The 10,174-nt window shown below is 60.6% G+C and carries 10 protein-coding genes; 6 read left to right on the plus strand and 4 right to left on the minus strand.

The genetic code is table 11. The features are described from left to right. The first annotated feature begins 726 nt into the window (after positions 1-726). Complete coding sequence (locus tag BFP96_RS19520; protein ID WP_065887653.1) at positions 727-2,181, plus strand: TrkH family potassium uptake protein; 1,455 nt, start codon at positions 727-729, stop codon at positions 2,179-2,181. Here BFP96_RS19520 and BFP96_RS19525 read toward each other — a convergent pair. Then, the gene (locus tag BFP96_RS19525) at positions 2,138-3,196 is read right to left on the minus strand and encodes an AraC family transcriptional regulator (protein ID WP_065896417.1); all 1,059 of its coding nucleotides are present in this window, start codon (positions 3,194-3,196) and stop codon (positions 2,138-2,140) included. The genes BFP96_RS19520 and BFP96_RS19525 overlap by 44 nt on opposite strands. Before the next feature lie 160 nt (positions 3,197-3,356). Between BFP96_RS19525 and BFP96_RS19530 the strand changes: the two genes are divergently transcribed. From BFP96_RS19530 to BFP96_RS19535, 3 genes are all read left to right on the plus strand, one after another. Further along, positions 3,357-3,668 carry a DUF962 domain-containing protein gene (locus BFP96_RS19530; RefSeq protein ID WP_065887649.1) on the plus strand — a complete coding sequence of 104 codons (312 nt, stop codon included), beginning with the start codon at positions 3,357-3,359 and terminating at the stop codon, positions 3,666-3,668. Between the two features lie 318 nt (positions 3,669-3,986). Beyond that, positions 3,987-4,157 carry a hypothetical protein gene (locus tag BFP96_RS30940; RefSeq protein ID WP_163001606.1) on the plus strand — a complete coding sequence of 57 codons (171 nt, stop codon included), beginning with the start codon at positions 3,987-3,989 and terminating at the stop codon, positions 4,155-4,157. A gap of 104 nt (positions 4,158-4,261) precedes the next feature. Then, a complete protein-coding gene (locus BFP96_RS19535; protein WP_065895052.1) occupies positions 4,262-5,458 on the plus strand; it encodes an MFS transporter in 1,197 nt (398 codons plus the stop codon). On the opposite strand, the gene arfB is transcribed toward BFP96_RS19535, so the two are convergent. From arfB to BFP96_RS19550, 3 genes are all read right to left on the minus strand, one after another. Then, positions 5,455-5,868: an alternative ribosome rescue aminoacyl-tRNA hydrolase ArfB gene (gene arfB, locus BFP96_RS19540; RefSeq protein ID WP_065895053.1), complete on the minus strand. Its 414-nt coding sequence runs from the start codon at positions 5,866-5,868 to the stop codon at positions 5,455-5,457. The genes BFP96_RS19535 and arfB overlap by 4 nt on opposite strands. Before the next feature lie 12 nt (positions 5,869-5,880). Then, a complete protein-coding gene (locus tag BFP96_RS19545) occupies positions 5,881-6,564 on the minus strand; it encodes a pentapeptide repeat-containing protein (RefSeq protein WP_065895054.1) in 684 nt (227 codons plus the stop codon). Positions 6,565-6,669: 105 nt separating this feature from the next. Beyond that, the gene (locus tag BFP96_RS19550; protein WP_065936846.1) at positions 6,670-8,091 is read right to left on the minus strand and encodes an amino acid permease; all 1,422 of its coding nucleotides are present in this window, start codon (positions 8,089-8,091) and stop codon (positions 6,670-6,672) included. Between the two features lie 650 nt (positions 8,092-8,741). Here BFP96_RS19550 and BFP96_RS30945 point away from each other — a divergent pair. Beyond that, positions 8,742-8,879 carry a hypothetical protein gene (locus BFP96_RS30945; protein ID WP_003237751.1) on the plus strand — a complete coding sequence of 46 codons (138 nt, stop codon included), beginning with the start codon at positions 8,742-8,744 and terminating at the stop codon, positions 8,877-8,879. A 73-nt stretch (positions 8,880-8,952) separates the two neighbouring features. Beyond that, positions 8,953-9,912: a leucyl aminopeptidase gene (locus BFP96_RS19555; protein WP_065895056.1), complete on the plus strand. Its 960-nt coding sequence runs from the start codon at positions 8,953-8,955 to the stop codon at positions 9,910-9,912. Positions 9,913-10,174: the final 262 nt, after the last annotated feature.

Below are 10,174 nucleotides of genomic sequence, written 5' to 3' on the forward strand. Positions count from 1 at the left end.
CCAAGCGAGGTGCCGAGTGGTGGGGCAAGAGCCCTTTGGTTACTTTGGGGCTTTTCCAAAGTGACCCGCCGTCAGGGCGGAACCCTAAGTGGCCATGACCGCAGAAACGGATATGTACGCGATCTGATCCAACATCCTGGTCGGCCCAGAGGCCGCCATCGGGAGCAAGCCCCCTCCCACATTGGACCGGGATCGATCCAACATCCTGGTCGGTCCTGAGGCCGCCATCGGGAGCAAGCCCCCTCCCACATTTGGACCGGGATCGATCCAACATCCTAGTCGGTCCTGAGGCCGCCATCGGGGGCAAGCCCCCTCCCACATTTGGACCGGGATCGATCCAACATCCTGGTCGGCTCTGAGGCCGCCATCGGGAGCAAGCCCCCTCCCACATTTGGACCGGGATCGATCCAACATCCTGGTCGGCTCTGAGGCCGCCATCGGGGGCAAGCCCCCTCCCACATTTGGACCGGGATCGATCCAACATCCTGGTCAGTCCTGAGGCCGCCATCGGGAGCAAGCCCCCTCCCACATTTTGACCGGGATCGATCCAACATCCTGGTCGGCTCTGAGGCCGCCATCGGGGGCAAGCCCCCTCCCACAGGGGCTCTGCGCCAACTGATCGGTATCAGGGCAAGCCCCCTCCTACATGTTGCCCCAGCCCTTGGTTTACAAGACCTCCACCGCAGGTAGAATGGCGCCTCTGCCCACACCACCCGAGCGAATTTCATGGCGTTGCCGACCCTGCGCATCATCGGTTTCATCATCGGCATCTTCCTGATCACGCTTGCGATCGCCATGGTCGTGCCCATGGCCACCCTGGTGATCTTCGAACGCACCAGCGACCTGCCCTCGTTCCTGTGGGCCAGCATGATCACCTTTATCGCCGGCCTGGCCCTGGTGATTCCCGGGCGCCCGGAGCATGTGCACCTGCGCCCCCGGGACATGTACCTGCTGACCGTCACCAGCTGGGTGGTAGTGTGCGTCTTCGCCGCGCTGCCGTTCCTGCTGACTCAGCACATCAGCTACACCGACTCGTTTTTTGAAAGCATGTCCGGCATCACGGCCACCGGGTCCACGGTGTTGAGCGGGCTGGACAACATGTCGCCGGGCATCCTGATGTGGCGTTCGCTGTTGCACTGGCTCGGCGGTATCGGGTTTATCGGCATGGCGGTGGCGATCCTGCCGCTGCTGCGCATCGGTGGCATGCGCCTGTTCCAGACCGAGTCGTCGGACCGTTCGGAAAAGGTCATGCCGCGCTCCCATATGGTCGCGCGGCTGATCGTGGCGGCGTATGTGGGCATCACCATCCTTGGCAGCCTGGCGTTCTGGTGGGCCGGGATGGGGCTGTTCGATGCGATCAACCACGCCATGTCGGCGATTTCCACCGGCGGGTTTTCCACCTCCGATGAATCCCTGGCGCACTGGAAGCAACCGGCGGTGCACTGGGTGGCGGTGGTGGTGATGATCCTGGGCAGCCTGCCGTTCACCCTGTACGTGGCGACCTTGCGCGGCAACCGTCGCGCGCTGCTCAGGGACCAGCAGGTGCAGGGCTTGCTCGGTTTGCTGGTGGTGACCTGGCTGGTGCTCGGCACCTGGTATTGGTGGACCACCAACCTGCACTGGCTGGATGCCCTGCGCCACGTGGCGCTGAACGTCACCTCGGTGGTGACCACCACCGGTTTTGCGCTGGGGGACTACAGCCTCTGGGGCAACTTCTCACTGATGCTGTTCTTCTACCTGGGCTTTATCGGCGGCTGTTCGGGCTCTACCGCCGGCGGGATCAAGATCTTCCGCTTCCAGGTCGCCTATATCCTGCTCAAGGCCAACCTGAACCAGTTGATTCACCCGCGCGCGGTGATCAAACAGAAGTACAACGGTCACCGTCTCGACGAGGAAATCGTGCGGTCGATCCTGACCTTTTCGTTTTTCTTCGCCATCACCATTTGTGCCATCGCGCTGGCCTTGTCACTGCTGGGCCTGGACTGGATGACCGCGCTGACCGGCGCGGCCAGCACCGTATCCGGCGTCGGCCCGGGCCTGGGTGAAACCATCGGCCCGGCCGGCAACTTCGCCAGCCTGCCGGATGCGGCCAAGTGGATTCTGTCGCTGGGCATGCTGTTGGGACGGCTGGAAATCATTACGGTGTTTGTGCTCTGTATTCCGGCGTTCTGGCGTCACTGACGGTCGACGTATGCTGCAACCGCGCCCGGTATTCGCCGGGCGTGGCGTCGAACCAGCGGCGAAACGCGCGAAAGAAGTTGCTGGGGTCGGCGAACCCCAACAGGTAGGCGATTTCCAGCAAGGTCATGCTCGGCTGCGCCAGGTATTGCTCGGCCAGCTCACGGCGGGTGTCGTCAAGCAGGGCCTGGAAGCTGGTGCCCTCCTCCTGCAAACGCCGTTGCAAGGTACGCTGGGACAGATGCAACGTCTGCGCCACCACTTCGCGCTTGGGTTCGCCCTGGGGCAGCAGGCGGCACAATACCTGCCGTGCCTTGTGGGTCACACGGCTTTCGGAAAAGCGCGCCAGGTATTCACCGGCAAAACGATCGTGCAACTGCGCCATGGCCTCGTTGGCCGTAGGCAATGGCGCATCCATGTCGGCCTGCTCGAAAATCAGCGCGTCATACGGCGCATTGAATTCCAGCGGCGCATGGAACACCTCTTTGTAGGGCGCCAGATCGACCGGTTGATCGCCCTGCAGCATCACTTTATGCGGTTGCAGGGTTCGTCCTGTGAGCCAGCCGCACAGCGCCAACGCACTGGCCAGCGAGGCTTCGGCGCTTTGTCGGGTGGGCGGCAGGTGATCGCCGTGCACCGTCAGGATCAGCGCGTAGCCCTCGGGGAGCAGGCGGAAACTCAAGTCGGCGCTTTCGGCGATGATGCGCTGGTAACGTACCAGGCGCCTGAAGCCGTCGGCCAGGGTGTTGCTGGACATCAAGGCATAACCGGCGACATGAAACGAGGCCGGACGCGCCACTTTGCCCATGTTCAGGCCAATGGCCGGGTTGCCCGACAACTCCACTGCGCGCTGCCATAAACGGGTCATGGCATCCTGCGCAAAACGCGCGTCGGGGTTACTGAGGTCGGCATAGTCCAATCCCAGTTGCTTGAACAGGGCCCGGCAATCCAGGCCGTCCATTTCCAGGGCCTTGACTATCCCCATCGCCCAGCTTGCAGACGTTGTTCGTTCGCTCATGGCGCCTTCTTGTGCTGGCAGGCTTAAACGGTAGCCAGGAGGCCAAGGATACTAAAGTGGCATCTATTGTCACTGGCTGTCACCACTGATCACTCTAGACTCAAATAAGCTCCCCGCCGAACATCTGTTGGGCCGCACAACAATCAGAGGGCCTGTCACCGTGGAAAACGTCAAGCGATTCAACAGCTTCGCCGAGTTTTACCCGTACTACCTGGCGGAGCACGGCAACAGCACCTGCCGGCGCCTGCATTTTATCGGCACTACGCTGGTGATCGGCATCCTGGCCTACGCCATCGGCCGAGGCTCGCCAGGCCTGTTGCTGGCCGTGCCGATCGCCGGCTACAGCTTCGCCTGGATCGGCCATTTCTTCTTCGAGAAGAACCGTCCGGCCACCTTCCAGCACCCGTTTTACAGCCTGCTCGGTGATTTTGTGATGTATCGCGACATGATCCTGGGCAAAGTGGCGTTCTAGGCACGGTCGATATAAAAGTCTATTTGTCATTTATAGTGCTGTATCCTGCCAAGGCTTTTTGAGAGCGCGCAATCACCTGCGATTGAAACAGACCTTGCGAGGAGCGACGACGATGCACGAGATACCTAATCTCCCCTTCCCAAGCCTGCAGCCTACAGAGCAGCCAGCACCGCAACAGGCCAGCGACACACGGCCCGAAGCCAAAGAAGCAAAACCAGTCGACAGCGAAAGCCAGGACTGACGCCGTACCAGACCGTGTGGAAAGCGCAGCTTTGAGCGCTTTCCACACTGCCTGAATCATTCGAGACCCCCGTAAAAATGACCGATACCCCGGATACCGCCGTACTCGACGCTGCCCTGCAGATGGTCGAGGTCTGGAACCGCCTCAGCGCGGACAAACAAGCCGTGTTGCTCAAGCGCTTCGGCACCCAGGAAAACGCCCTGGCCGCCCTGGTCACCACCCAATTGCTGGCCCCTGAGCAAGCCTGAAGCGTTCCTGCGCTGAGGTTTTTGCGCTTTAGCGCCCTGCGCGAGCCAAACCACCGGTATCATTAGCAGCCTATCTTTACCTGCTGCGACAGTGGACCTCTCCCATGCCAGATACCCAGCGACCCATGGCGGTCACGCTGCAAGTCGTTTCCATCGTGCTGTTCACCTTTATCGGCTACCTGAACATCGGCATCCCTCTGGCGGTGTTGCCGGGCTATGTGCATAGCCAACTGGGCTATGGCGCGGTTATCGCCGGGCTGGTGATCAGCGTGCAATACCTGGCGACCCTGCTGAGCCGTCCGTATGCCGGCAAAATCATCGATAACCTGGGCAGTAAGCGCGCGGTGCTCATCGGCCTGGTCGGTTGCGGCTTGAGCGGCGTGTTCATGTTGCTCGCCGCCGGTTTTTCCAGCCTGCCGGCCTTCAGTCTCGGTTGTCTGCTGATCGGTCGCCTGGTGCTGGGCAGCGCTGAAAGCCTGGTGGGTTCCGGTGCGATTGGTTGGGGCATAGGGCGTGTCGGTGCGGCGAATACCGCCAAGGTCATCTCGTGGAACGGCATCGCCAGCTACGGCGCGCTGGCCGTCGGGGCACCGCTGGGCGTGCTGCTGGTCAGCCGGTTCGGCCTGTGGAGCATGGGCGTCAGCATCATTGTGCTGGCGCTTGTGGGCGTGCTGTTGGCGTGGAACAAAGAAGCGGCGCCGATTGTGGCCGGTGTACGCCTGCCGTTCATGAATGTGCTGGGCCGCGTGCTGCCCCATGGGTGCGCATTGGCGTTGGGCTCCATCGGCTTTGGCACCATTGCCACCTTTATCACCCTGTATTACACCACCCAGCACTGGGACAACGCGGTATGGGCACTGAGCCTGTTCGGTGCCAGTTTTATCGGCGCGCGCCTGCTGTTCGGCAATCTGATCAACCGGATCGGCGGTTTCCGCGTGGCAATCGCCTGCCTGTCGGTTGAGATACTGGGGCTGCTGTTGCTGTGGCTGGCGCCGGATGCCCCCTGGGCGCTGGCCGGCGCGGCCTTGAGCGGCTTCGGTTTTTCCCTGGTGTTTCCGGCGCTGGGGGTTGAGGCCGTCAACCTGGTGCCGGCCTCCAGCCGTGGTGCGGCGGTGGGCGCTTATTCGTTGTTCATTGACCTGTCACTGGGGATCACCGGCCCACTGGCCGGCGCCGTCGCGGCAGGTTTCGGCTTTGCGTCGATCTTCCTCTTCGCCGCCCTCGCCGCCTGCGGTGGCTTGTTGCTGAGCCTCTATCTGTATCGCCAGGCACCTCAGGCCCGCGAGTCTCGCGACGCTTAAAAGTCGACCTTGCCACGCCCGGCCTTGATGCTGCCGCGCTTGGTTTTTGACTCCAGCCGGCGCTTCTTTGAACCCAGGGTGGGTTTGGTCGGCCGGCGCTTCTTTTCGACCTTGGTGGCACTGAGGATCAATTCCACCAGACGCTCCAGCGCATCCGCACGGTTCTGTTCCTGGGTCCGGTATTGCTGGGCCTTGAGCACCAGCACGCCCTCGCTGGTGATACGGCTGTCACGCAGCGCCAGCAAGCGCTCCTTGTAGAACTGCGGCAACGACGACGCCGGAATGTCAAAGCGCAGGTGCACCGCACTCGACACCTTATTGACGTTCTGCCCGCCGGCACCCTGGGCACGAATGGCGGTCAGTTCGATCTCGGCGTCAGGCAGGTGCACATTGTTGGAAATTACCAGCATCAATCAAGAACCCTAGGCAACGGACAAGCCCAACTCAGACAACAACATCGACGCCTGGGCTTTGGAAATCACGGCGCCTTTGAACAGTTTGGCATCATTGAGACGAAAGCCGCTCAAATCTGCACCGCGCAGGTCGGCACCGGCAAAATTGGCACCGTTGATACGGGCATGGGCCAGGCTGCAATCCACCAGCTCTGCCTTGCGAAAGTCGGTATCCGACAAATCGCTATCGGAAAAATCCAGGTTGTTAAGCAGGGTTCGGGTAAACGACAACCCGGACAAAAAGGCGCTGTTGAGCAGGCTTTCGCTGAAGCTCAGGCCGAGGGACGCGCAATGGGTGAAGTTGGCGCCGGTCAGCTTGCACTGGGTGAAATTCGCCTGGGACAGCTTGCTGCGCTGCCAGCGCGTGTTGTTCAGGTCGCAACTGCTGAACTGCGCTTCCAGCAGGTTCGCGGCCTCGAAGATGGCGTGGCCGGCCCGGCAGCTTTTCCATTGCGTGCCTTCCAGGCGCGAACCGAGGAAGGACGTCTGGGTCAGAATGCACCGCTCAAACACCCAGTGGTCCAATTGCATGCGCGACAGATCGGCACCACTCAGGTCGACGCCGAGCAAGCGCAAAGGGCTGCGGTGCTGCTCGATCAGGTCTTCCAGCGCGTCGCGCTGCAGGGCGCCGCCGTCAATCTCGGTGTGCTGCATAGGGCCTCCGGGCAAGGATCGATAAAAACGGGGGGTGGAGTCTAACCTGCCCGCGCCCACAAAAAACCCGGCACACGGCCGGGTTTTCCATTTACCGGAACCGTCCTACTCCAGAACCGTCCCTGCTGTGCTCAAGGCCGCTTGCGCCTTGCGCTTGTTCTTGATCCAGTAGCACACCCCCATGAACGCCACCCACACCGGGATCGCATACACCGACACCTGGATCCCCGGAATCATCAGCATGATCGCCAGGATAAACACCACGAACGCCAGGCAGATAAAGTTGCCGTAGGGATACCACAGCGCCTTGAACAACGGCACCTGACCGGTAAGGTCCATGTGCTGGCGGAACTTGAAGTGGGAATAACTGATCATCGCCCAGTTGATCACCAACGTGGCCACCACCAGGGACATCAGCAACTCCAGCGCATGCTGCGGGATGAAGTAGTTCATCAGCACCGCCACCAGGGTCACTGCCGCCGACGCCAGGATCGAACGCACCGGTACGCCGCGCTTGTCGATCTTCGCCAGGGCCCTGGGTGCATCGCCCTGCTCGGCCATGCCCAGCAACATGCGGCTGTTGCAGTAGGTGCCGCTGTTGTATACCGACAGCGCTGCGGTCAACACCACGAAGTTGAGGATATGCGCGGCCGTTTTACTGCCCAGCATCGAGAACACCTGGACGAACGGGCTGCCACTGTAGGGGTCGCCGGAGGCGTTAAGGGTGGCCAGCAGGCTGTCCCACGGGATCAGCGACAACAGCACCACCAGGGCACCGATGTAGAAAATCAGGATGCGATAGATCACCTGATTGATGGCCTTGGGGATCACCGTGCGTGGCTGGTCGGCTTCGGCAGCGGTAAACCCGAGCATTTCCAGGCCGCCGAAGGAGAACATGATGATCGCCATGGCCATCACCAACCCACCCACGCCATGGGGGAAAAAGCCGCCGTGCTCCCACAGGTTGGTCACCGACGCCTGTGGCCCGCCGCTGCCGCTCACCAGCAGATAGCTGCCCAGGGCGATCATGCCGACAATCGCCACCACCTTGATGATCGCAAACCAGAACTCGGCCTCACCGAAGACTTTGACATTGGCCAGGTTGATCAGGTTGATCAGCACGAAGAAGGCCGCCGCCGAGGCCCAGGTCGGAATCTGCGGCCACCAGAAGTGCACGTATTTACCGACGGCCGTCAGCTCCGACATGCCCACCAGGATGTACAGGATCCAGCAGTTCCAGCCCGACAGGAAGCCGGCAAACCCGCCCCAGTATTTATGGGCGAAATGGCTGAAGGAGCCGGCGACCGGCTCTTCTACGATCATTTCACCGAGTTGGCGCATGATCATGAAGGCGATAAAGCCGCAGATGGCATAGCCCAGGATCATCGACGGGCCGGCGGACTTGAGTACCCCGGCCGAACCGAGGAACAGGCCGGTACCGATGGCGCCACCGAGGGCGATCAACTGGATATGCCGATTTTTCAGGCCGCGTTTCAGCTCGCCTGAAGAGGAATGGGGTCCACTCATGAAAAGAGTCTCACGCAAGGTTTGAGAATGTTGAATGCAGGTTGCTGCCTTGAATTACCGCCTCAAGCAGCGCCGCTCAAACCCCAGCGCAGGTACCAGGAGTACAGCGTCTTTCTAACGGTCATGCGTCACCTGTTTGTTTTTATCTGTGACGAAATCGAACCCGTCTGGCTCGTGGCCAGGCGGAGTGATCAGGGAAGGTAAACCCTGGGTCTTGGCCTTTTGCGTGGTTACGCAAAGGGGGGGTCACAGTAAAACGCGGCGCATTGTACACCGCTCGACAGGTTCGGCACGCACCACCAACGCGCACTCGGCAATCTGTCAGGTATTCCTTACAGGGATTTTCTACCCAGCGTTACGCGACTATCGTCGTAAACCTGACGTTACAGTGCGGAACGTTGTCTTTACGGCCACGCTCAGGGGGCGGTCTACGGAAAATTGTCGGTCAGACATAACTGAAGAATCGGTTCAGCCAATCAACTGTTTTTTCTCGATAAAAAATCTCTTCAAAAAAACCGAAGAAAAAGTCCAAATGAAACCGTGTCAATAAATATTTTGCATTTTGAAACACTCTCTCCTAGGTTCTCTGCACTTGCCCGCGAAGCCCGTTGGCAAGCCGTTCTCAAACAACGTCCTCTAGGAGATACACCATGCAAGCACTGGAAAAAGACCTGGAAACCGAACTGCAACTCGACGATTGGTTTGAAGCGCCGACCCATGAGGCCGCCGTTGAAATGATGCAAGCCGACGCCGTTGTGCCATTTGGCACCGCGATGTGGCCGTTCTAACACCCGGCAGGCATACGGCAGGTGCCCTGCACGGCACCTGCCCCCTTACCCAAGGCACCGAAGGACTCCCGTCATGGACAAGGCCCGCGCCGTCGAACACTTTCTTTACTACCTCGCTCATCACCCGGCCCTCCAGGGCCTGAGCCGCCCTACCGTGCTGCTGGGCCATACCGAACGCTACGACGCCATCGCCCAGGCAATCACCCACGGCAGCGCCGCCCGTTTCAATTTCCAGGTGCAGCGCCTGGACCTGAGCGCCAGTGAAACCCTGGCCCAGGCCATCGAAGCCTGCGACCTGTACCTGTTTCTCTACGATTCCTCGACCCTGCCCAACCCCCGAGCCGAAGGCCCGGATTTTATCCGCGCATTGCAGGGCGTGATGGCCGAACATTGGAAAAAGTCGCTGTTGTTCAAGGATTATGGCGACTACTTCTACGACACCTTCAGCGTCGAACCGCAGCGCATTGCCGACCTCAACGCCACCTTGATCCGGCGCATGTCCGAAGCCACCGTGCTGAGCTTCACCGACAAGCACGGCTCACGCCTTGAAGCCCCCATGAGCAGCATCAAGAAGTGGACCAATATCAACGGCGTCGGCAACCACGACCTGGCCCCGGGCGAGATCGCCACCCACAGCGAGGCCATCAACGGGCAAGTGCGGTTTGTCGGGACGTTCCTCAGCACCATCCCCTTTGCGCGTAAATACGGCGTGCTGGAGTCACCCCTGGAACTGTGGATCGAGAACTCCACCATCTGCAGCGTGGCCAGCGACGTGCCGGGGTTGGTGGATGACTTCAACAAGTACCTCAATGCCAACCCGTCCAACCGCCGCGTGGAAGAACTGGGCATCGGCACCAATGAAGGCGTGAAGGATTTGTACGCGCGCAATGCAGGCTTTGAAGAACGCCATTGCGGGTTGCATCTGGGCTTGGGCGGCGGGCAGAAAGGCAGTCACCACCTGGACCTGATCTTTGCCAGCGGCGTGTTGGCGCTGGATGACAAGCCGGTGTTTGATGGGACGTTTGCCTTCTGAGCAAAGCACTCGAAAACACCGGAGATCCAACTGTGGGAGGGGGCTTGCCCCCGATTGCAGTGTGTCAGCCTCAGTATCTGTCACTGATGCACCACTATCGGGGCATAGGTATCTACACCACTCTGTAGCCCCCAAACGTAACCACGATGCGAAGCGAGTCGCTCTTGATCTTGATCTTGATCTGCTTTTGATCTCAGGCGCCCCGTTAAACCACGCTGGCCGAACGCAGGCTTGAATCCGTGGGCAACCCGGCAGGACGCCG

The organism is Pseudomonas sp. 34 E 7, assembly GCF_900005715.1.
Classification (GTDB): Bacteria; Pseudomonadota; Gammaproteobacteria; order Pseudomonadales; family Pseudomonadaceae; genus Aquipseudomonas; species Aquipseudomonas orientalis_A.

What these genes read in the sequence shown, in the direction of transcription:
- BFP96_RS19520 (WP_065887653.1), top strand. Translation starts at nt 727, where the DNA reads ATGGCGTTGCCGACCCTGCGCATCATCGGTTTCATCATCGGCATCTTC.
- BFP96_RS19525 (WP_065896417.1), bottom strand. Translation starts at nt 3,196, where the DNA reads ATGAGCGAACGAACAACGTCTGCAAGCTGGGCGATGGGGATAGTCAAG.
- BFP96_RS30940 (WP_163001606.1), top strand. Translation starts at nt 3,987, where the DNA reads ATGACCGATACCCCGGATACCGCCGTACTCGACGCTGCCCTGCAGATG.
- BFP96_RS19535 (WP_065895052.1), top strand. Translation starts at nt 4,262, where the DNA reads ATGCCAGATACCCAGCGACCCATGGCGGTCACGCTGCAAGTCGTTTCC.
- arfB (WP_065895053.1), bottom strand. Translation starts at nt 5,868, where the DNA reads ATGCTGGTAATTTCCAACAATGTGCACCTGCCTGACGCCGAGATCGAA.
- BFP96_RS19545 (WP_065895054.1), bottom strand. Translation starts at nt 6,564, where the DNA reads ATGCAGCACACCGAGATTGACGGCGGCGCCCTGCAGCGCGACGCGCTG.
- BFP96_RS19550 (WP_065936846.1), bottom strand. Translation starts at nt 8,091, where the DNA reads ATGAGTGGACCCCATTCCTCTTCAGGCGAGCTGAAACGCGGCCTGAAA.
- BFP96_RS30945 (WP_003237751.1), top strand. Translation starts at nt 8,742, where the DNA reads ATGCAAGCACTGGAAAAAGACCTGGAAACCGAACTGCAACTCGACGAT.
- BFP96_RS19555 (WP_065895056.1), top strand. Translation starts at nt 8,953, where the DNA reads ATGGACAAGGCCCGCGCCGTCGAACACTTTCTTTACTACCTCGCTCAT.